At 73.6% G+C, this 20,025-nt stretch carries 20 protein-coding genes and 3 tRNA genes; 15 read left to right on the forward strand and 8 right to left on the reverse strand.

Going from position 1 to position 20,025, the window contains the following annotated elements:
* Positions 1-97 precede the first annotated feature (97 nt).
* Positions 98-679: a hypothetical protein gene (locus tag SMD11_RS22970; protein ID WP_234366139.1), complete on the forward strand. Its 582-nt coding sequence runs from the start codon at positions 98-100 to the stop codon at positions 677-679.
* A 69-nt stretch (positions 680-748) separates the two neighbouring features.
* Here SMD11_RS22970 and SMD11_RS22975 read toward each other — a convergent pair whose 3' ends face one another.
* Complete coding sequence (locus SMD11_RS22975; protein WP_087928229.1) at positions 749-1,666, reverse strand: oxidoreductase; 918 nt, start codon at positions 1,664-1,666, stop codon at positions 749-751.
* Positions 1,667-1,897: 231 nt separating this feature from the next.
* Here SMD11_RS22975 and SMD11_RS22980 point away from each other — a divergent pair, with 231 nt between their 5' ends.
* Together SMD11_RS22980 and SMD11_RS22985 are read left to right on the forward strand one after the other, a co-directional pair.
* Positions 1,898-2,683, forward strand: a complete 786-nt coding sequence (locus SMD11_RS22980; protein WP_087928230.1) for a sulfite exporter TauE/SafE family protein — start codon at positions 1,898-1,900, stop codon at positions 2,681-2,683.
* Between the two features lie 88 nt (positions 2,684-2,771).
* Entirely contained in the window at positions 2,772-3,716 is a 945-nt protein-coding gene (locus SMD11_RS22985; RefSeq protein WP_234366140.1) for a trypsin-like serine peptidase, read from the forward strand.
* On the opposite strand, the gene SMD11_RS22990 is transcribed toward SMD11_RS22985, so the two are convergent.
* From SMD11_RS22990 to SMD11_RS23000, 3 genes are read right to left on the reverse strand one after another with little or no spacing between them, the layout of a single operon-like run.
* A complete protein-coding gene (locus SMD11_RS22990; protein WP_234366446.1) occupies positions 3,627-4,664 on the reverse strand; it encodes a bile acid:sodium symporter family protein in 1,038 nt (345 codons plus the stop codon). The genes SMD11_RS22985 and SMD11_RS22990 overlap by 90 nt on opposite strands.
* Before the next feature lie 53 nt (positions 4,665-4,717).
* The gene (locus tag SMD11_RS22995) at positions 4,718-5,083 is read right to left on the reverse strand and encodes a hypothetical protein (protein ID WP_087928231.1); all 366 of its coding nucleotides are present in this window, start codon (positions 5,081-5,083) and stop codon (positions 4,718-4,720) included.
* Positions 5,080-5,943 carry an isocitrate lyase/PEP mutase family protein gene (locus SMD11_RS23000; RefSeq protein WP_087928232.1) on the reverse strand — a complete coding sequence of 288 codons (864 nt, stop codon included), beginning with the start codon at positions 5,941-5,943 and terminating at the stop codon, positions 5,080-5,082. Before SMD11_RS23000 ends, SMD11_RS22995 begins: the two co-directional genes overlap by 4 nt.
* A gap of 266 nt (positions 5,944-6,209) precedes the next feature.
* Between SMD11_RS23000 and SMD11_RS23005 the strand changes: the two genes are divergently transcribed.
* Complete coding sequence (locus SMD11_RS23005) at positions 6,210-6,959, forward strand: transposase family protein (RefSeq protein ID WP_087928233.1); 750 nt, start codon at positions 6,210-6,212, stop codon at positions 6,957-6,959.
* A 255-nt stretch (positions 6,960-7,214) separates the two neighbouring features.
* Here SMD11_RS23005 and SMD11_RS23010 read toward each other — a convergent pair whose 3' ends face one another.
* Positions 7,215-7,928, reverse strand: a complete 714-nt coding sequence (locus SMD11_RS23010; RefSeq protein ID WP_087928234.1) for a SanA/YdcF family protein — start codon at positions 7,926-7,928, stop codon at positions 7,215-7,217.
* 141 nt (positions 7,929-8,069) lie between these two features.
* On the opposite strand from SMD11_RS23010, the gene SMD11_RS23015 reads away from it, so the two are divergent.
* The 5 genes from SMD11_RS23015 (at position 8,070) to SMD11_RS23035 (ending at position 14,874) form a co-directional block, all read left to right on the forward strand.
* Positions 8,070-9,395, forward strand: a complete 1,326-nt coding sequence (locus tag SMD11_RS23015; protein ID WP_087928235.1) for a deoxyguanosinetriphosphate triphosphohydrolase — start codon at positions 8,070-8,072, stop codon at positions 9,393-9,395.
* Between the two features lie 164 nt (positions 9,396-9,559).
* The gene (locus SMD11_RS23020; protein WP_087928236.1) at positions 9,560-10,825 is read left to right on the forward strand and encodes an NAD(P)/FAD-dependent oxidoreductase; all 1,266 of its coding nucleotides are present in this window, start codon (positions 9,560-9,562) and stop codon (positions 10,823-10,825) included.
* Positions 10,822-11,307: a GNAT family N-acetyltransferase gene (locus SMD11_RS23025; RefSeq protein WP_087928237.1), complete on the forward strand. Its 486-nt coding sequence runs from the start codon at positions 10,822-10,824 to the stop codon at positions 11,305-11,307. The genes SMD11_RS23020 and SMD11_RS23025 overlap by 4 nt, the downstream gene beginning before the upstream one ends.
* Before the next feature lie 30 nt (positions 11,308-11,337).
* A complete protein-coding gene (gene dnaG / locus SMD11_RS23030) occupies positions 11,338-13,266 on the forward strand; it encodes a DNA primase (protein WP_087928238.1) in 1,929 nt (642 codons plus the stop codon).
* Between the two features lie 429 nt (positions 13,267-13,695).
* Positions 13,696-14,874 (forward strand): RNA polymerase sigma factor, encoded by a 1,179-nt coding sequence (locus tag SMD11_RS23035; RefSeq protein WP_418952532.1) that lies wholly within the window; start codon positions 13,696-13,698, stop codon positions 14,872-14,874.
* A 46-nt stretch (positions 14,875-14,920) separates the two neighbouring features.
* On the opposite strand, the gene SMD11_RS23040 is transcribed toward SMD11_RS23035, so the two are convergent.
* Positions 14,921-16,345, reverse strand: coding sequence for an FGGY family carbohydrate kinase (locus SMD11_RS23040; RefSeq protein ID WP_087928240.1), 1,425 nt, complete (start codon positions 16,343-16,345; stop codon positions 14,921-14,923).
* A 41-nt stretch (positions 16,346-16,386) separates the two neighbouring features.
* Positions 16,387-16,674, reverse strand: a complete 288-nt coding sequence (locus SMD11_RS23045) for a hypothetical protein (protein WP_087928241.1) — start codon at positions 16,672-16,674, stop codon at positions 16,387-16,389.
* A gap of 210 nt (positions 16,675-16,884) precedes the next feature.
* On the opposite strand from SMD11_RS23045, the gene SMD11_RS23050 reads away from it, so the two are divergent.
* The 6 genes from SMD11_RS23050 (at position 16,885) to SMD11_RS23075 (ending at position 19,127) form a co-directional block, all read left to right on the forward strand.
* Positions 16,885-16,957: transfer RNA gene (locus tag SMD11_RS23050), tRNA-Asn, on the forward strand.
* Positions 16,958-16,962: 5 nt separating this feature from the next.
* Positions 16,963-17,035 (forward strand) — tRNA-Asn (locus SMD11_RS23055).
* A gap of 180 nt (positions 17,036-17,215) precedes the next feature.
* A tRNA-Ile gene (locus tag SMD11_RS23060) sits at positions 17,216-17,289 on the forward strand.
* A 278-nt stretch (positions 17,290-17,567) separates the two neighbouring features.
* The gene (gene trxA, locus SMD11_RS23065; RefSeq protein WP_087928242.1) at positions 17,568-17,957 is read left to right on the forward strand and encodes a thioredoxin; all 390 of its coding nucleotides are present in this window, start codon (positions 17,568-17,570) and stop codon (positions 17,955-17,957) included.
* Positions 17,950-18,546 carry a histidine phosphatase family protein gene (locus SMD11_RS23070; protein WP_087928243.1) on the forward strand — a complete coding sequence of 199 codons (597 nt, stop codon included), beginning with the start codon at positions 17,950-17,952 and terminating at the stop codon, positions 18,544-18,546. The genes trxA and SMD11_RS23070 overlap by 8 nt, the downstream gene beginning before the upstream one ends.
* Positions 18,547-18,701: 155 nt before the next feature.
* A complete protein-coding gene (locus tag SMD11_RS23075) occupies positions 18,702-19,127 on the forward strand; it encodes an OsmC family protein (protein ID WP_087928244.1) in 426 nt (141 codons plus the stop codon).
* Between the two features lie 91 nt (positions 19,128-19,218).
* On the opposite strand, the gene SMD11_RS23080 is transcribed toward SMD11_RS23075, so the two are convergent.
* Positions 19,219-19,788: a class F sortase gene (locus tag SMD11_RS23080; protein WP_087928245.1), complete on the reverse strand. Its 570-nt coding sequence runs from the start codon at positions 19,786-19,788 to the stop codon at positions 19,219-19,221.
* Between the last annotated feature and the right edge of the window lie 237 nt (positions 19,789-20,025).

The raw sequence follows: 20,025 nt of genomic DNA on the forward strand, positions 1-20,025 counted from the left end.
GCTCCGCGTCAGAGCCGCGTCAGAGTTGGGCGCTGTGGCGTCAGATCGGCATCAACATCCGGCGCGTGGCCGCCGTCGCGGTCCTAGCGTCCGGGCCATGGGACGGCGACAGCACCTGCGGGTACGGACACATGGGCGCGCGGCGGACGGACGGCCCGGCGCGCCGCCCACGGCCGGCCGGGTGCTCGCCCGGAACCGGGAGTGGCGTGCGGAGGCGCGGGCCGCCTGGCTGTGCGGGCTGGGCCTCACCGGCGTGCTCGTCTCCATCGACCTGGCCCGGGGCACCCTCGACGGCTGGCGCGGCGGCTTCTGGACCGGCCTCGGCGCGCTCTTCCTCGCCGTCCTGCTGCCGCAGCGGGTCACCGCCGGCGACGGCTGGCTGGCCACCCGCGGCCTGCTGCGGGAGCGGCGCGTCCGCACCGACCTGCTCACCCGGGTGCGGCGGTCGGAGGGCATCACCCCGCGGCTGGTGCTGTGCGACGTGGGCGGCGGCCGGGTGGAGCTGGACCCGCAGGTGCTGATCGCGAACCCGCTGCTGTGGCACCAGTTGGACGCGGGGGCGCGGTGCGCCCGGCGGAGCGGGCTGCTGCGGGAGGGGGCGCCGGTGCTGGCGTCCGTGGGGTCGCAGGTGGACGGGGACATCGCGCGGGAGCTGCTGGGGAGGGCGGGCCTGGAGTAAGGAGGGGGCTTTCCCGTGCTTTTCCCCCCCCGCTACCGCCCCGGACGGGCCGGAACGCGGTCGCCCCGGTCAGAGGTAGCCGACGCCCGTCATCCGCTCCGACACCGCCCACAGGCCCGCGCTCGCGCGGTCGTCCCGCGTCCACGCCGCCCGCCACGACCGCGCCGGCGCCCCGCGCCACATCAGCAGGCGGGGGCCGAAGAAGTCGTCCGGCCGGACGTCCGGGGCCGTGGCCGCGTGGAGGACCGGCAGCGCCCCCTCCTCCGCGCTCTGCGCGACCGTGCGGTTGAGGAGCTCCACCGCCCGCTCCGCCAGGGCCCGTTCCTCCATGCGGACGCCCGCGGTCTGGAGGTTCGTCGACGCGTAGCCGGGGTGCGCGGCGGCGGCCACGACCGGCGAGCCCGCCGCGGCGAGCCGGCGCGCCAGCTCGTGGGTGAAGAGCAGGTTCGCGCTCTTGGAGCGGCCGTAGGCGATCCACCGGCGGTAGCGGTGCTCCATGTGGAGGTCGCGCGGGTCGACCGTGCCGAGGACGTGCAGCCCGCTGGAGAGGTTGACGATCCTGGCCCCGCGGCCGGCCTCGTCCAGGCGCGGCAGCAGCAGCCCGGTCAGCGCGAAGTGCCCGAGGTGGTTGGTGCCGAACTGCATCTCGAAGCCGTCGACCGTCTTGCGCTCCGGCAGCGCCATCACGCCGGCGTTGTTGACCAGCAGGTCCACCCGGTCGCCGGGGAGGCCCGCGGCGAAGTCCCGTACGGAGGACAGGTCCGCCAGGTCCAGCGGGGCGAACACCACCTCCGCGCCCGGCGCGGCCGCCCGCACCCGCTCCTCGGCGGCCTTGCCCCGGGCGGCGTCCCGGCAGGCCAGCACCACCTTCGCGCCGTGCCGGGCGAGCTCCAGGGCCGTGACGTAGCCGATGCCGCTGTTGGCGCCGGTCACCACGGCCGTGCGGCCGCTCTGGTCGGGGATGTCGTTCGCGGTCCAGCCGTTCACGTCCGCCGCGCTCCTCTGCCGTCGGTACGGGTCGTACGCGTCAGTAGCCTGCGGCCCCAGCCTAGGCGAACCGCGCCGCGCACGCGCTGTTCCGCCGGGGTCCGGTGCTCGACCGCCGCGGTCCGGACGGGCCTTCCCTCGCGCGGGGGCCGGCGAAACCCCGTCCGCCCCTCGCACACCCCACCGTCCGGCCGTCACACCCCAGTTGGCGGACCCCGTACGATCCTCACAGTGGTCCACGACATATCGCTGACGACGCTGCTCCTGCTCTGCCTCGCCGCGGCCGCCGCCGGATGGATCGACGCCGTGGTCGGCGGCGGCGGCCTCCTCCAACTGCCCGCACTCCTGGTGGCACTGCCCCATGTGCCCGCCGCCCATGTCCTCGGCACCAACAAGGCCGTGGCCATCTGCGGCACGTCCGCGGCGGCCGTGTCCTACGTCCGCGGCGCCCGGCTGGACCTGCGCACCGCCGTCCGGATCGGCCTCGCCGCCCTCGGCGGCTCGCTGGCGGGCGCCTTCTTCGCGGCCGGCATCGACAGCGCCGTGCTGCGCCCGCTGATCATGGGGGTGCTCCTCGCCGTCCTCGCGTTCCTCCTGCTGCGGCCGGCCTTCGGCACGGCCGGGGAGCCCGCCGCGCCGGTGACCCGCCGCCGGGTGCTGGCGGCGATCCTCGTCGCGGGGCTGGGCATCGGCTTCTACGACGGCCTCATAGGCCCCGGCACCGGCACGTTCCTGGTCATCGCCCTCGCCGGGATCCTCCACATGGACCTGGTCGCGGCCTCCGGGACGGCCAAGATCGTCAATGTCTGCACCAACGTGGGCGCGCTGGTGACGTTCTCGCTGCACGGCTCCGTCCTCTGGCAGCTGGCCGCGCCCATGGCCCTGTGCAACCTCACCGGTGGCGCGTTCGGCGCGCGGATGGCGCTGAAGCGGGGGAGCGGGTTCGTGCGAGGGGTGCTGGTGGTGGTCGTGGTGTCGCTGGTCTGCAAGCTGGGTTACGACCAGTGGGGCGGGTGATCGGGTGACGCTCGTCGGTTGATCGGACCGGCGAGGGTTGGCTCGTGGTGGTTGTGGTTAGCCTGTCGATTACCTTTACCGTTCCGACGTGGTGGGGTCTGACGTGGGTTTTTCCCGGTGGTGGCGGGTCCGGTGGGTCCGGGCCGTGCTCGCGGGGCTGTATGTGGTCACCCTGGCCGCCGCGGTGCCGAAGGGCGCCGGCGGGCACGCCAGGGACGGTGACTGGTCCAGCGCGGAGGCCCGGCGCTTCTGGGGGCCGGAACGGATCCAGGCCGCCGCGGGATCCGACGGCGCGGGCGGCGGGGCGGCCGTCCCCGAGGCCCAGCGGATCACCGGCAGCGCACGCCACTTCGAGGGCGTGCCCTCCGTCGGCGTCCTCTTCTACGCCGGTGAGGACATGCGGGACCACCACTGCACGGCCAGCGTGGTGCACAGCCCCAAGGGCAATCTCATCGCGACCGCGGGCCACTGCTCCGTGGGCGAGGACGCCGCCTTCGTGCCGGGCTACCGCGCGGGCGCCGACCGGCAGCCGTACGGGGTGTGGCGGGTGGAGCGCGCCTTCACCGACCCGCGGCGCTCCGACACCGGCGAGGGGTCCGACCTGGACTTCGCCTTCGCCACCGTCAAGCCCGACGGCCGGGGCCGCCAGATCGAGCGCGTCACGGGCGCCAACCGGCTGGTCCGTACGCCCGGCTACGTCAACCGGGTCACGGTCATCGGCTATCCGGACGCCGACGACGACCCCGCCGACCAGGCCATCCGCTGCACCGCCCTGACCGAGCGGCTGGAGGACCGGAAGCAGGAGCGGATGACCTGCGAGGGCTTCCTCTCCGGCACGTCCGGCAGCCCCTGGCTCACGCACTTCGACGAGAAGACGAGAACGGGCGACCTGGTCGGCGTCCTGGGCGGGGTCAACGGCGGCGGCCCCGACGGCGAGGAGGGCTCACGGATCTCGTACAGCCCGGTCAACGACGACGCGATCTTCCGGCTCTACCTCGACGCCGTCAACGGCCGTGAGCCGCGCCGCGGCTGACCACCTGCCCGCGATCACCGCGCAGACCATCAGCTGCACCTGGTGGAAGAGCATCAGCGGCAGGATCACCGGGCCCGCCGAGGCGCCGAAGAGCACCGCGGCCATCGGCAGCCCCGTCGCGAGGCTCTTGTTCGAGCCGCAGAAGACCAGGGTGACGCGGTCCTCGCGGCAGAACCCCAGCCGCCGCCCGGCCAGCGCCGTCGTGCCCAGGGCCAGCGCCAGCAGCGCCCCCGCCAGGCACAGCAGGGCCAGCAGCCGGAGCGGGGTGAGCTGCCGCCAGACGCCCTCGGCCACACCCCGGCTGAAGGCGGTGTAGACGACGAGCAGGATGGACAGCCGGTCCAGCCGGCCGAGCACCTTGCGGTGCCTGCCGACGAACCCCCCGATCCAGCGGCGCAGCACCTGCCCGGCGAGGAACGGGGCGAGCAGCTGGGTGCTGATGGTCAGCAGCCCGTCGGCCGAGAAGCTGACGGTGGAGCCGATCAGCCAGGCGGCCAGCAGCGGGGTGGCGGCCATGCCGACCAGGCTGGAGTAGGTGCCGGCGCAGATCGCGGCGGGTACGTTCCCCCGGGCCGTGGACGTGAGGGCGATCGAGGACTGGACGGTCGAGGGGACGACGCACAGGAAGAGCAGTCCGGTCCAGAGCCGGTCGGTGAGCAGGAACGGGACGACGGCGCGGGCGGCCAGCCCCAGCAGGGGGAAGAGCACGAAGGTGCTCGCCCCCACCGCCAGGTGCAGCCGCCACTGCCGCAGGCCCGCCACCGCCTCGCCGGTGGAGAGCCGGGCGCCGTAGAGGAGGAAGAGCAGGGTGATGGCGACGTCGGCCGCCCCGCCGGCGACGGTGGCGCCCCGGCCGGTCGCGGGCAGCAGCGCCGCCAGCGTCACCGTGCCGAGGAGGGCGGCCACATAGGGGTCGACCGCCTTCCCCAGCCGCCTCGGCAGGGGCACCGGACGGACCGGGCCGGGGCCCGCTATCCCGTGCCCCGCCACCGCGCGTCTCCTCACTCCTGCCCGCCGTCGTCGGACTCACGGCTCTGGGCGGGGGAGTTGCCCGTACCGGTGACGTCCCTGTTGTGGACGTCGATGGCGCCGCCGCCCCCGTCGTGGTCGCTGCCGGCGGTGCCCTTCCCGGCGACGACCGCGTTGGCCGTGCGGTCGACCTCCAGCCAGGAATCGGCGCCCGAGTTGTCGACGAGGAGGAATCCGATGCGGCGCTCGTCGGAGCAGTGCGGGGCCCGGCCCTCCGGCGCGTCCGGGTGCGCGCCCCCGTGCAGGCCCGCGCCGGCCGCGGCCGCCTCGCCGCCGAGCAGCACGCTCGCGAGGACCGCGCCGGTGAGGCCCGCCGCGAAGAGGGGGCCACGGATCACGCCGACACCGCCGTTCGCTCCGGGTGGTGCCGGCGGATGTTCTGCTCCAGTAGTTTCGTGGAGCGCGCCACCCCGATGCCACCGGACTTCGACATGTCCGGAAGGCGGCCGTCCGCTTCTTTGAGATCGGTCAATGCCGTGTCGATCGCGTGGTGCGCCGCGAAAAGGCACGGCGTGCTGTAGATGGCGATATCGACGCCCAGTTCGGTGAGCTCCGACAGGGAAAGGCTCGGCGATTTCCCGCCCGCGATCTGGTTGAACAGCAGCGGGGTGCCGCCGATGACCGAACGGACCTTGCGGATCCATTCCACGCTGCGCACCCCGTCGACCAGCACGACATCCGCGCCGCTCTCCGCCAGCGCCGCCGCGCGGCGCAGGATCTCGTCCTCCTCGGTGGCGTCCGTACGCGCCACCACGAGCATGTCCTGCCGGCTCGCCAGCACCAGTTCGAGCTTCCGCAGGTACTCGTCCAGCGGCAGGATCAGCTTGCCGTCCGCGTGCCCGCACCGCCGCGGCCGCTTCTGGTCCTCCAGCACGACACCGGACGCCCCGGCCCGCTCCAGCCGCCGCACCACATGGCAGGCGACCTCGGGATCGACGTAGCCGTCGTCGATGTCGACCAGCAGATGGTGGCCGGGGAAGGCCGGGCGCAGGCGCTCCACGAACGCCACCATGTCCGGCCAGGCGATGAAACCGATGTCGGGCAGACCGTAGTGCGAGGCCGCGAACCCGAACCCGGACACGAAGAATCCGTCGTAGTGCCGGGCCGCGATGGAAGCCGAGTACATGTCGTAGATGCCGATGAGGGGCGTGGTCCTGGGGGAGGCTACTTCTTCCCGCAGGGCGTTTCCGTGGCGCATCCGTTCTCCTGACGTCCGGAACCCGTATGTTTCTCGACCGTCGTTCGATACACGGCGGTGGACAAACCGGCCCGCTGTGTCGGCGGACACGTTTTCAGAATCGTCAGAAGTCTGTAAATGGCGCACCAAGAGAGGCACCCGGCAAAGAATGAGCCCTTTCAGCGTGGCCACTGATCGGGTGAGGGCGGTGGCGTCCGCAACACACGAGGCTCCCGTGCCGTTGAGGGAGGTGTTCGAAGTCTCAACCCACCGGCACAGGAGCCTCGTTGGTTCCCTATCCTGCCGCACTCGACCTGCCTCATGCCTTGGTCGAGTGGGTAACCATGCTCATCGTCACCCGCGAGGGTGACCGCCGCTGCAAACTTCCACCGCACCAGCGTGCCCTGGTGGGGCTGGCGTACCTGCGCCGGCACGACACCCTCACCCAGCTCGCCGCCGGTTTCGGCATCGCAGTCGGCACTGCCCACGCCTACACCGCAGCAGTCGTCGGGCTACTCGCCGACCGCGCGCCCGGGCTGCTGCGCGCCCTGCGCGAAGCCGACCCCGACTACGTCCTGCTCGACGGCACTCTCGCGGAGTGCGACCGGGTCGGCGACAGCCGAGCCGACTACTCCCACAAGCACCGACGGCACGGAGTCAACGTGCAGGTCGTGACCGACCCGGCGGGGAGGCTGCTGTGGATCTCGCCCGCACTGCCTGGCCGCGCCCACGACCTGACCGCCGCCCGCACCCACCGGATCATCCGGATCTGCGAACGCCAGGGCATCCCAGTACTCGCCGACCGCGCCTACCTGGGCGCCGGCCCATGGGTGACAACACCCGTCCGGCGACCGCCGGGCGGCGACCTGTCACCGACCCAGCAGACCGTCAACCGCACGCTCTCCGCAGCACGGGCACCAGTCGAGCGGGGCGTGGCCCGCCTGAAGTCCTGGCGGATCTTCCGCAAGGCCCGGTACAGCCCGAATCGAATGTCGGCAATCGCCGCAGCCGTCCTCACCCTGGAGCGGCAACGCTGAAAGGGCTCAATTATTCGACGGTATATTTATCGGCCCGTACGGGCGTTTGGGCCCCCGAGGTCAGGGGCGGGACCGGGGTCCGGCGTGGGTGGGGCGCCACGCATCGTGTGCCCGCGCACGACCGGAGTACCGGGCCCGGAAGTACTCACCCCGGGCGCGGTCCGGGCGGAGGATGACGTAGCCCCGCTCACCCGGAAGCCGTACGCGCCGCTCGGCACCCGCACAGCCTCCACCGGGCACCGCCCGCCGCACCCGTCAGCGCGTCCGCGCCGCGTCCTGGAGCGCCTGCTGCACCCCCGGCTCGTGCGGACCCAGGAACCGCGGCCCCGGCCGGACCAGCGCGTCCAGCGCCGCCTTGCCCGAGGCGAAGACCTCCCGCGCGCCGCCCGCGTACCAGGTGACGTCGTGCACCGCGTCCACCCCGACACCGTGCGCGTCGATGCCCGCCGCCCCGCACAGCGCCAGCGCCCGCCGTATGTGGAACCCCTGGCTGACCAGCACCGCCTTCCGCACCCCGAAGATCCGCACCGCCCGGGTGCAGGAGTCCCAGGTGTCGAAGCCCGCGAAGTCGCTGACGATGCGGTGGTCCGGCACCCCCCGCTCCGTCAGATACGCGCGCATCGCGTCCGGCTCGTCGTACTCCGCACGGCTGTTGTCACCCGTGACCAGCACCACCCGGACCTTGCCCGCCTTGTACAGCTCCGCCGCCGCGTCCAGCCGGTGCGCCAGATACGGGGACGGCCTGCCCTCCCACAGCCCGGCGCCGAACACCATCGCCACCGGCGCCGCCGGGACGCTGCGCACGTCCCGCACCCGCGGCTCCGCCGCCGCGTACACCCAGGTGACGGGCAGCAGCGCCAGCACACAGCCCGCCACCACCGCCCACACCGCACGCCGCCGGCCCCGCCGCGTCCGCGGCAGCCGCAGCCGCGACCCGGATCTCCCGGCCGTGCCGGCCATGCCACCCATATCGATCGTCCTCCCCGTTACCCTGGATCAAACGCCGCAGGTCACCGCCCGGTTCCCGGTCCCGCCCGGCGACGGCCGGAAAGTCCGTCCACCGTTCCCCACGCCGTCGCTGCTGTCACAGCCTGCGGTTACCGTCGGGGTATGAACGGCTCAGCACGGACCGCACCGGAACAGCCCGGCCTCGCCGGATACGACGCCTCGGACCTGGAGCGCTGGGCGCCCGAGCCCGACAAACGCCCCGGGCGCACCGCCTTCCAGCGCGACCGGGCGCGCGTCCTGCACTCCGCCGCGCTGCGCCGCCTCGCCGGCAAGACCCAGGTCGTCACCCCCGGCGTCAGCGACCAGGCCTGGGACGCCAGCCCCCGCACCCGGCTCACCCACTCCCTGGAGTGCGCCCAGGTCGGCCGGGAGCTCGGCGCCGCGCTCGGCTGCGACCCCGACCTCGTCGAGGTCGCCTGCCTCGCCCACGACCTCGGCCACCCGCCGTTCGGCCACAACGGCGAGCACGCGCTCAACGAAGTCGCCGAGGCCTGCGGCGGGTTCGAGGGCAACGCCCAGTCCCTCCGCCTCCTCGCCCGGCTCGAACCCAAGCGCTTCGTGACCCGCCCCGGCGGCACCGAGCTCGTCAGCGTCGGCCTCAACCTCACCCGGGCCGCTCTCGACGCCGCCACCAAGTACCCCTGGCCGCGCGGCGGCCACCCCACCGACCCGGCCTCCCCGAAGTTCGGCGTCTACGAGGACGACCTCCCCGTCTTCGACTGGTTCCGGCAGGGCGCCCCGGAGGGCCGGCGCAGCTTCGAGGCCCAGGTGATGGACTGGGCCGACGACGTCGCCTACTCCGTGCACGACGTCGAGGACGGCCTGCACGCCGGCCACCTCGACCCGAACTGCCTCCTCGCCGAGCCCGAGCGGCGCGAGGTGTTCGCCGTCGCCGCCCGCCGCTACGCCCCCGGCGCCGGTCCCGAGGAGCTCGCCGAGGCCCTCGACCGCCTCCTCGAACAGGAGTGGTGGCCGCACGGCTACGACGGCTCGGCCGTCGCCCAGGCCCGCCTCAAGGACGCCACCAGCCAGCTCATCGGCCGCTTCTGCCTCGCCGCCGAGAGCGCCACCCGCGCCGCCTACGGCCCCGGCCGGCTCACCCGGTACCGCGCCGAGCTCGTCGTCCCCCGCGCCACCCGGCTGGAGTGCGCCGTCCTCAAGGCCGTCGCCGACCGCTACGTCATCCAGCGCGAGGACCAGGAGAAGCTCCGCGCCGACCAGCGCGTCGTCATCGCCGAGCTCGCCGAGGCCCTCGTCGCCGGCGCCCCCGACGGCCTCGACCCGCAGTTCCGCTCCCTCTTCGCCGCGGCCGGCGACGACGCCGGCCGGCTGCGCGCCGTCGTCGACCAGATCGCCGCGCTCACCGATGTCTCCGCCCGCTCCCTGCGCGCCCGGCTCACCCGGCGGCGGACTGTGGCAAAAGGGTGACCGAATGTCCACAGAATCCGGGTGGTTCCCCCGCACCATGCGGGTACTGACCGTCCGGGACAGTCCCTCTTCCGGCCGTCGGCTCCGTGCGGGACCCTCTGCACGGGCGGTTCCGACCGGGGGCGGTAGCGCAGACGCACTGCGTGGCAGCGAGGAGGCAGCAAGTGGTCGACGCACACCAGACGTTCGTCATCGTCGGAGGGGGCCTGGCCGGGGCGAAGGCCGCGGAGACCCTCCGCTCGGAGGGCTTCACCGGCCGGGTGATCCTCATCTGCGACGAGCGTGACCACCCCTACGAGCGGCCGCCGCTCTCCAAGGGGTACCTCATCGGCAAGGACGACCGCGAGAGCGTCTTCGTCCACGAGCCGGCCTGGTATGCGCGCGCCGACATCGAGCTCCACCTCGGCCAGCCCGCCGTCCACCTCGACCGCGAGGCCAAATCCGTCCGGCTCGGCGACGGCACCCGCGTCCACTACGACCGGCTGCTGCTGGCCACCGGCTCCGAACCGCGCCGCCTCGACATCCCCGGCACCGATCTGGCCGGCGTCCACCACCTGCGCCGCCTCGCCCACGCCGAGCGGCTGCGCGGCGTCCTCGCCTCCCTCGGCCGGGACAACGGCCACCTCGTCATCGCCGGCGCCGGCTGGATCGGCCTGGAGGTCGCCGCCGCCGCCCGGGGCTACGGCGCCGAGGTGACCGTCGTGGAGGCCGAGCCCACCCCGCTGCACACCGTCCTCGGCCCCGAGCTCGGCCAGCTCTTCACCGACCTGCACGCCGAGCACGGCGTCCGCTTCCACTTCGGCGCCCGCCTCACCGAGATCACCGGCCACGACGGCATGGTCCTCGCCGCCCGCACCGACGACGGCGAGGAGCACCCCGCCCACGACGTCCTCGCCGCCATCGGCGCCGCGCCCCGCACCGCCCTGGCCGAGGCCGCCGGCCTCGCCCTCGTCGACCGCGCCGACGGCGGCGGCATCGCCGTCGACGCCTCCCTGCGCACCTCCGACCCCGACATCTACGCCGCGGGCGACGTCGCCGCCGCCGAGCACCCCTGGCTCGGCACCCGGCTGCGCGTCGAGCACTGGGCCAACGCCCTCAACAGCGGACCCGCCGCCGCCCGCGCCATGCTCGGCCAGGAGGTCTCCTACGACCGGGTCCCCTACTTCTTCTCCGACCAGTACGACGTCGGCCTCGAATACTCCGGCTACGCGCCCCCCGGCTCGTACGACCAGGTCGTCTGCCGCGGTGACGTCGGCAAGCGCGAATTCGTCGCCTTCTGGCTCTCCGAGGGCCGCCTCCTCGCCGGCATGAACGTGAATGTGTGGGATGTCACCGACCCCATCCAGAAGCTCATCCGCTCCGGCGCCCGGCTGGACCCCGACGCCCTCGCCGACCCCGGCGTCCCGCTCGACTCCCTGATCGCCCCGTGAGGCCCCCGCGCACCGCCCTGGTGCCCGTCGCGGAGGTCTTCGCCCTGCGTCACGCGGTGCTGCGCCCCGGGCTGCCCGCCGCCTCGGCCGCCTTCGCCGAGGACGCGGCGCCCGGCACCTTCCACGTCGCCTCCTACGACGCGGACGACACCGAGGGGGAGGCGGTACGGGCCTGTGTCACCTTCCTCCCGGAGCCGCTGCCCGGCACCGGGGAGGACGCGTACCGCTTCCGCGGCATGGCCAGCGACCCCGCCGTGCGCGGCCTCGGCCACGGCACGGCCGTCCTGCGGGCGGGCCTCGCCGAGGCCGCGGCCCGCGGCGCGGGCCTGGTGTGGTGCAACGGCCGCACCTCCGCCCGGGGCTTCTACGAGCGGCACGGCTTCACCGCCCGTGGGGAGGAGTTCACCGTGGAGGGCATCGGCCCGCACCTCGTCTTCACGATCAAGCTCTCCGGAGGGGGTTCCGGGGACACGGCGGCCTGAGGTGTCGGTACCCGGCCGTAGACTTCACCCGTGGCAGGACGGATCAACGATGACGATGTGAAGGCGGTCCGGGACGCGGTCCCGATCGACGCCGTCGTGTCCGAGTACCTCCAGTTGCGCAACGCCGGCGGCGGCAACCTCAAGGGACTCTGCCCCTTCCACGACGAGAAATCCCCGTCCTTCCAGGTCAGCCCGGCCAAGGGACTCTTCTACTGCTTCGGCTGCCAGGAGGGCGGGGACACCGTCGACTTCGTCATGAAGATCGACCACCTCTCCTTCGCCGAGACCATCGAGCGGCTCGCCTCCCAGGCCGGCATCACCCTGCGCTACGAGGAGGGCGGCTACACCCCCGGCCGCCAGCAGGGCGAGCGCATCCGCCTGGTCGAGGCGCACAAGCACGCCGCGAAGTTCTTCGTGGAGCAGCTCGACAGCCCCGAGGCCGAGATCGGCCGGAAGTTCCTCGCGAGCCGCGGCTTCGACCAGGCCGCCGCCCAGCACTTCGGCGTCGGCTACAGCCCGGCCGGCTGGGACCACCTCACCCGCTTCCTGCGCGGCAAGGGCTTCAGCGACAAGGAGCTGATCCTCTCCGGCCTCGCCCAGGACAGCCGCAACGGCCGGCCCATCGACCGCTTCCGCGGCCGCCTGATGTGGCCCATCCGCGACATCACCGGCGAGGTCATCGGCTTCGGCGCCCGCAAGCTCCGCGACGACGACAACGGCCCGAAGTACCTCAACACCCCCGAGACGCCGCTCTACCGCAAGTCCCAGGTCCTCTACGGCATCGACCTCGCCAAGAAGGACATCGCCAAGACCAGCCGCGCCGTCGTCGTCGAGGGCTACACCGACGTCATGGCCTGCCACCTGGCCGGCGTCACCACCGCCATCGCGACCTGCGGCACCGCTTTCGCGGGCGACCACATCAAGATCCTCCGCCGGCTGCTGATGGACAATTCCGGCGCGAAGGTGATCTTCACCTTCGACGGTGACGCCGCCGGGCAGCGCGCGGCCCTGCGGGCCTTCGAGGACGACCAGAAGTTCGCCGCCAGCACGAAGATCGCCGTGAGCCCCGGCGGGATGGACCCCTGCGAGCTGCGCCTGGCCGAAGGCGACGACGCGGTGCGGAAGCTGGTCGAGGAGAGCACACCCCTCTTCGAGTTCGCCATCCGCTCCGTGGTCGGCCGGCACGTCGTCGACGAGCCCGAGGGCCAGGCCGCGGCCCTGGAAGAGGCCGCGCCCATCGTGGCGAACATCAAGGACCCCTCCATCCGGCACCAGTACGCCGTGCGGCTCGCCGGCCTGCTGGGCATCCTCGACACCCAGTTCGTCGTCCTGCGCGTGGGCCAGCTGGCCCGCTGGGCGAGGGAGCGGGGGGACCGCGGCTCCCAGCAGCGCTCCGGCGGCCGGGGCGGTGCGCAGCCCGCCGCGCGCGCGGCGGGGACCGCCCAGGGCCCGGCAGGCGCCACGCAGACCCTCCGGGGCCCCGCGCTCAACCTCCGCAGCCCCGTCGCGCTCACCGAGCGTGAGCTGCTCAAGCTCGCCCTCCAGCGCCCCGAGCTGGTCGCCCCGGCCTTCGACGCCTACGGCGAGGACGAATTCACCGCCGCGCCGTACGTCACCGTGCGCCGTGCCATCGAGGAGGCGGGCGGCGTCACCGCCGCCACCGACGACTACCTCGCACGCGTCCGCGACGCGGCGCCCGACGACACCGTCCGCTCGCTCATCACCGAGCTCGCCGTCGAGGCCATCCGCAACAAGAACGTGGACGAGGTCTACGCGGGCATGCAGCTCGTCCAGGTCCGGCTGCGCGCCGTCGAGCGCCGCATCCAGGAAGTGCAGGGCAGCCTGATCCGCCTGGGCAGTCACGCCGCCCCCGACCACCTGGCCGCCGTGCAGAACGAACTCTGGGTACTGGAGCAGTACGGCCGCGCCCTCAAGGACCGCGGCGCCGCCGCGCTCTGACCGCCCCGGCCCGCCGGCGGGAGCGCCGTGCTCCGGCCGCCCGGCCCGGCGGCGGTGCCGTGCGTCCCGCCTCCGCGCGGCCGCCCCCGGCCGCACCCGACACGATCCGTCACCTCCCGCCCGCCCCGGGGGAGAGGGACCCCGCCGCGCGGCCGCCGAAGCCGCCGGTGGCGCCCCTCCGGCCGGCGCCCGGTGGGATCCGCGGTTCCGTTCCGTGACCGCCGGTCACGGAACGGACTCAGAAAGTACCCGCACGCCCCTCGTGGCGGGCCCGCGTCGTACCCCACACTGGTGGGCGGTGCCTGAGTCCTCGGAGCGCGGCAGGTCCGGCCGCAGGGACCCGGAACCCTCCGCGAAGCCGCACGTGATCCATGGGACGGCGGTGGCCCGGCCACCGCCGTGCCCTCTCGTTCTGCCATCACAGCAGCGATCACCTTGGAGGTCGCCCCCGTGCAGACCCGGACGCCCACCCGGCCCCAGACACCGCCCCTGCCGACCGCCCAGCCGGTGCCGGCCGTGCCCCAGCAGGCCGAGCCCCCCGCGGCCGAGCGCCTGCCCGCCGACGCCCCGCCCGGGGCCGACCCGCCACCGGAGCCACGTCCGGCCGCCCGCCGGGGCGGAACACCGGCACCGGACCCCGACGCCGACCCGGACCCCGCCGAGCGCGCCGCCGACGCCGCCCGCGCGGACACCAGCGGCCCCTCCTCCGACCTCTTCCGCCAGTACCTCCGCGAGATCGGCCGGATCCCGCTGCTCTCGGCCGCCGAGGAGGTCGAGCTGGCCCGCTGCGTCGAGGCCGGCCTCTTCGCCGAGGAGAAGCTCGGCAGCACCCCCGACCTCGACTCCCAGCTCGCCGTCGACCTCGACCGCCTGGTCGTCCTCGGCCGGATGGCCAAGCGCCGCCTCATCGAGGCGAACCTGCGGCTGGTCGTCTCCGTCGCCAAGCGCTACATCGGCCGCGGCCTGACCATGCTCGACCTCGTCCAGGAGGGCAACCTCGGGCTCATCAGGGCCGTCGAGAAGTTCGACTACGCCCGCGGCTACAAGTTCTCGACGTACGCCACGTGGTGGATCCGCCAGGCCATGTCCCGGGCCCTCGCCGACCAGGCCCGCACCATCCGCGTCCCCGTGCACGTCGTCGAGCTCATCAACCGCGTCGTCCGGGTGCAGCGCCGGATGCTCCAGGAGCACGGCTACGAACCCACCGCCGAGGAGGTCGCCGCCCAGCTCGACCTCACCCAGGAGCGGGTCAGCGAGGTCCTGCGGCTCGCCCAGGAGCCCGTCTCGCTGCACGCGCCCGTCGGCGAGGAGGACGACGTCGCCCTCGGCGACCTCATCGAGGACGGCGACGCCGCCTCACCCGTCGAATCGGCCGCCTTCCTGCTGCTCCGCGAGCACCTGGAGGCCGTCCTGTCGACGCTCGGCGAGCGCGAGCGCAAGGTCGTGCAGCTGCGGTACGGGTTGGTCGACGGCCGGCCGCGCACCCTGGAGGAGATCGGCCGGATCTTCGGCGTCACCCGGGAGCGCATCCGCCAGATCGAGTCCAAGACCCTCAACAAGCTCCGCGACCACGCCTTCGCGGACCAGCTCCGCGGCTACCTCGACTGACACCCCGGCCCCCGGGCGCCGGCCCCGCGAGGACGGCCGCGGGAGGTTACTGGAACGCCCCGGGGTGGGTCTGCTCGCGCACCGTCGTGTACTGCTGCCGGACCGCCTGGCCCACCGGCAGGTCCTCGCCCGGCTCGAAGACCTGGCCGGCGCCCGCGGGCCACAGCGGGGGCTGCTGCGGGGACAGCGTCCCGTGCTGCACCCCGAGCGCCCAGGCCGCCTGCCGGGCCGCGCCCAGCGCCGCGTAGTCCGCGGGCTGCGGGACGACGACCTGCGCGCCGAACAGCTGCGGAGCCACCGCCTGCACGGCCGGCAGCTCCGCGGCGGCGCCCAGCAGGAACACCCGGCGCACCTGGACGCCGCGCGAGCGCAGCACGTCCAGCGCGTCCGTGAGGCCGCACAGCATGCCCTCGAAGGCCGCCCGCGCCAGATGCTCCGGCTTCATGCTCTCGCGCCGCAGCCCGGCCAGGGTGCCCGCCGTGTGCGGCAGGTTCGGGGTCCGCTCGCCTTCCAGATACGGCAGCAGCACCAGCCCGTACGCCCCGGGCGAGGACCGCAGCGCCAGCTCCGACAGGCCCGCCAGGTCCGTGCCCAGCAGCTCCGCCGTGCCGCGCAGCACCCGCACGGCGTTCAGCGTGTGCACCACGGGCAGGTGCATGCCGGTCGCGTCGGCGAAGGAGGTGATGGTGCCGGTGGGGTCCACGAGCGCCTCGTGGTGCACGGCGAAGACCGAACCGGAGGCCCCGAGCGAGACCACCGCGTCGCCGAGGCCGACGCCGAGCCCGAAGGCCGCCGCCATCGTCTCGCCCGTGCCGGCGGAGATCAGCAGGCCCTCCGGGGTGTGCCCGGCGGGCTCGGCGGGCGCCAGCACGTCCGGCAGCGTCACCTGGCGGCCCAGCGCCAGCTCCACCAGGTCCGGCCGCCAGGAGCCGGTCGCCGCCGACCAGTAGCCCGTCGCGGAGGCGTCGCCGCGGTCCGTCGTGCGCCGCGCGGGCCGGCCCAGCAGCTGCCACACCAGCCAGTCGTGCGGCTGGAGCACGGCCGCCGTGCGGCGCGCCGCCTCCGGCTCGTTCCGCGCCAGCCAGCGCAGCTTGGCCACCGTCTGCCCGGCCTGCGGCACCGACCCCACGGCCTGCGCCCACGCGGCCCGGCCGCCCAGCGCGTCGGTGAGGTCGGCGGCGGCGGGCTGCATCCGCTTGTCGTTGCCCAGCAGGGCCGGCCGGACGAGCACCCCGCCCGCGTCCAGCGTCAGCATGCCCTGCTGCTGCGCCGAGACGCCGATGGCCTGGACGCCCTCCAGCAGCCCTCCGGCGGCGGCCTCGCCCAGTGACATCAGCCACGCCTGCGGATCACCCTCGGAGGTCGTGGGGTGCGGGGCGTACCCCTGCCGGAGCACGGCCCCCGTGTCCGCGTCGCAGACGACGATCCGTGTGCTCTCGGTGGAACTGTCCAGTCCGGCGACTATGCCCATGCGGTGATGATGCCAAACTCCGCCCGGCCGGCCGTCACCGGTCAGGTGTTGCTCGTCCCCCAGTCGTCCTCGGTGGCCGCGCGCTGTTCGCGCAGCGAGCGGACCCGCTCGCTCACCGGGCCCGGCAGCCGGTCGCCGACCCGGTCGAGGGCCCGGGAGGCGAGGGCCCGGCCGTTCTGCGCGGCGGACTCCGCCGTATTGCGCACCGCCGGGTTCTGGGCGACCCGCTGCGCCCCCTTGCGCAACTGCTCGTACCGCTCACGGCCGGCCCGCGCGCCGAGTACGTACCCGACGGCTGCTCCGATGATGAACGTCAGCCGGTAGCGCATCGCGCTCCACCCTTCCCTCGGATCCCTCGTGCCCCACACGTCATCGCGGGGGCCGGCGGGCTGTGCTCCGCGCCTACCCGCCGGGTGCGAAGGTCACTCCCGGGGCACCGATTGGCGGAGCACCCCCCTGCTTGCGCTAATGTATGTGTCGCAGCGAGCGCACGCCGCCCGGAACCCCGGTCGACAGTGCATTCGAGGCAACCGCAGCAATCCCCTGTAGCTCAATTGGCAGAGCAGCCGACTGTTAATCGGCAGGTTACTGGTTCGAGTCCAGTCGGGGGAGCGCGATCCTCTGTAGCTCAATTGGCAGAGCAGCCGGCTGTTAACCGGCAGGTTACTGGTTCGAGTCCAGTCGGAGGAGCAAACGAAGAAGGACCCCGGAAGGGGTCCTTTTTTCGTACCCGGAGGGAACCATCCGGTCGTGATCGAAGTCCTCATGGTCAGGTCGGTCACGCAATGCGGACCCTCAGGGGCAGCAGATCGTATGAGCGGCTATGCTGCGGCAGACGGCGCGCACAGATGTGCGCGACGCGCCGTGAACGGGGCGGTAGCTCAGCCGGTTAGAGCAGCGGACTCATAATCCGTCGGCCGTGGGTTCGAGTCCCACCCGCCCCACTCACGCGACGTCAGTGCAGAAACGATGCAACCTGCGTCTTCGGTGCCCCGCCCGGTTTCGACCGGCCGGGGTTTCGTGCTTTCGGGGCACGGGAGCCCGGGCGCGGCGCACGGTGGCCCGCGGCCGCCCCCGAAGTCGTACGGAGAGTCGTACGGGAGTCTGTACTGAAACCGGCGGTCGTGGGCAGGTGCCGGGCTTGGAGGAATACGTCCCGGTGGCGGCCTGTTGCCGCTGCTGGGCCACTCGATGCCACGAGACCGGAAGCAGGTAGCCGCACATGAGCAGCAGCACGGTGGAGCTCACCAAGGACAACTTCGACGAGATCGTCTCCGGCAACGGGTTCGTGCTCATCGACTTCTGGGCCGCGTGGTGCGGCCCGTGCCGGCAGTTCGCGCCGGTCTACGAGGGTGCCGCCGAGCGCCACGACGACCTGGTCTTCGCCAAGGTCGACACCGAGGCCCAGCCCGAGCTGGCGTCCGCGTTCCAGATCCAGTCGATCCCGACGCTGATGATCGTGCGGGACAACATCGCGGTCTTCGCCCAGCCCGGCGCCCTCCCCGAGGCCGCGCTGGAGGACGTCATCCGGCAGGCCCGCGACCTCGACATGGACGAGGTGCGCGCCTCCGTGGCCCAGGAGCAGGAGAAGGCGCAGTCCGCCGGTGAGTGAGCTGCTCCTGATCCGGCACGGGGAGACCGAGTGGAGCCGTTCCGGACGGCACACCGGGCTCACCGACATCCCGCTGACCGAACACGGCGAGAAGCAGGCCGAGGCGCTCCGGCCGCTGCTCGCCGGGCGCACGGTCGGGCCGGTGCTCGCGAGCCCGCTGAAGCGCGCCCTGCGCACCGCCGAACTGGCGGGCCTCGACCCGCGGCCCGACCCCGACCTGCGGGAGTGGGACTACGGCGGCTACGAGGGCGTCAGCACCGACGAGATCCACCGCACCCGCCCCGGCTGGTACCTGTGGGACGACGGCGTCGTCCCCGGGGACGCCGGGCACCCGGGGGAGACGGCCGCCCAGGTCGGTGCCCGCGCCGACCGGGTGCTGGCCCGGATCGCCCCCTGGCTGGCGGAGCCGGACGGCCCGGATGTCGTCCTGGTGGCCCACGCCCACTTCCTGCGGGTCCTGACGGCCCGCAGACTCGGGTTGCCGCCCACCGCCGGGGCCCTTTTCCGGCTCGACACCGCTACGGTGAGCCGGATCGGCACCGAGCACGGACGCCCGGCGCTCGTCGCCTGGAACCTGCCCTCGGCCTGACGCCGCCGCCCTTGGTCCGGCCCGCTGTGTCATGGGCCCGCGCCGAGCGTGTCGGAACCGGGCCCCGGGCGGTGCCGGACCGATGATCGGGGGCGGTAGCCCGACCGCCCGCGGTCTTCATATGATCAATTTCTTTCCGATGGAGGGATGTCCTCGTGGCCACGACCCGCACCGCGCACACCGTCTGGGAAGGTGACCTGCTCAAGGGCAGCGGCACCGTCACCTTCGACTCGTCCGGCATCGGCTCCCAGCCGGTCTCCTGGCCCTCCCGCGCCGAGCAGGCCAACGGCAAGACCAGCCCCGAGGAGCTGATCGCGGGCGCCCACTCCAGCTGCTACTCCATGGCGCTCTCGCACGGCCTGGCCGGCGCCGGCACGCCGCCCACCCGCCTGGAGACCAAGGCCGACGTCACCTTCCAGCCCGGCGAGGGCATCACCGGCATCCACCTCACCGTCCGCGCCGAGGTCCCGGGCCTGGACGCCGAGGGCTTCGCCGCCGCGGCCGAGGACGCCAAGAAGAACTGCCCGGTCAGCCAGGCGCTGACGGGCACGACGATCACGCTGACGGCCGAGCTCGTCTGAGCCGGTCCGCGTCCGTTCGCACCGAGGCCGGTGGGACACCTTCGGGTGTCCCACCGGCCTCGGCCGTGTGTACGGCCTCCGCGGCCGCGCCTCACGGCTTCAGGGTCGCGTAGACGATCAGGTTCTCCACCGGGTGGCCGTCCGCGTCCAGCTCGCCCGCGCAGGTGACCAGGCGCAGCGCCCGTTCGGAGGTCTCCCCGTAGACCTTCCGCGTCGGGAAGGCGTCCTTCCCGACCTTCTCGGTGCCCGTCACGGTGAAGTGCAGCACCTCCCCGTCACCCCGCTTCACGTTCACGGCCGCCCCCTTGCCGACCTTCCCCAGGTCGTGGAAGACGGCTTTTCCCTCGCGGGTGTCGTTGTGCCCGATGATCACGGCCGCCCCGGGCGTCCCCGGCGTGGCGCCGCCGGTGTACCAGCCCGCCGTCATGCCCTTCTCCGGCGGCGGCACCTGCACGGTGTCGTCACTGTTCAGCCCGAGGCGCAGCAGGGCGCTGTCCACCCCGATGGACGGGATCGACACCCGGGACGGCTCCTCGGCGGAGGCGGGGGTGCCGCTGGCTTCGCCGGTGCCGGTGGTTCGGCCGGTGAGGGAGCAGGCGGTGAGGGCTGTGAGGGTTGCGAGGGCGAGGAGGAAGGGGATGGCGAGGGGTTTGGTGCGCATGGGGGCCGTCCGGGGTGGGGGCGGGGTGGGCGGGTTCCACGCTAGGGAGGGGGGTGGGGGTGCGCTTCGGGTAAACGGCCAGTTTGTCCTCGGCCTAAAGGAGGAGGGGGGTGGGCGGGGGCGGGGGCAGGGTGCGGGTGGGGTGCCGCTGCGCGGGGCCTTTCCCCACCCCGCCCCTTCCCGGAACCGGGGGCAAGCCCCCGGGCCCCCGTTCCGCGCTCCGCGCGGTGTCCTCAA

Source organism: Streptomyces albireticuli, from assembly GCF_002192455.1.
Classification (GTDB): Bacteria; Actinomycetota; Actinomycetes; order Streptomycetales; family Streptomycetaceae; genus Streptomyces; species Streptomyces albireticuli_B.

Excerpts from the sequence above, each read along its gene's own strand:
- trxA (WP_087928242.1), top strand. The coding sequence starts at position 17,568 with ATGAGCAGCAGCACGGTGGAGCTCACCAAGGACAACTTCGACGAGATC.
- SMD11_RS23080 (WP_087928245.1), bottom strand. The coding sequence starts at position 19,788 with ATGCGCACCAAACCCCTCGCCATCCCCTTCCTCCTCGCCCTCGCAACC.
- SMD11_RS23000 (WP_087928232.1), bottom strand. The coding sequence starts at position 5,943 with ATGCGCCACGGAAACGCCCTGCGGGAAGAAGTAGCCTCCCCCAGGACC.
- SMD11_RS23040 (WP_087928240.1), bottom strand. The coding sequence starts at position 16,345 with ATGGGCATAGTCGCCGGACTGGACAGTTCCACCGAGAGCACACGGATC.
- SMD11_RS23045 (WP_087928241.1), bottom strand. The coding sequence starts at position 16,674 with ATGCGCTACCGGCTGACGTTCATCATCGGAGCAGCCGTCGGGTACGTA.
- SMD11_RS22970 (WP_234366139.1), top strand. The coding sequence starts at position 98 with ATGGGACGGCGACAGCACCTGCGGGTACGGACACATGGGCGCGCGGCG.
- SMD11_RS23015 (WP_087928235.1), top strand. The coding sequence starts at position 8,070 with ATGAACGGCTCAGCACGGACCGCACCGGAACAGCCCGGCCTCGCCGGA.
- SMD11_RS23010 (WP_087928234.1), bottom strand. The coding sequence starts at position 7,928 with ATGGGTGGCATGGCCGGCACGGCCGGGAGATCCGGGTCGCGGCTGCGG.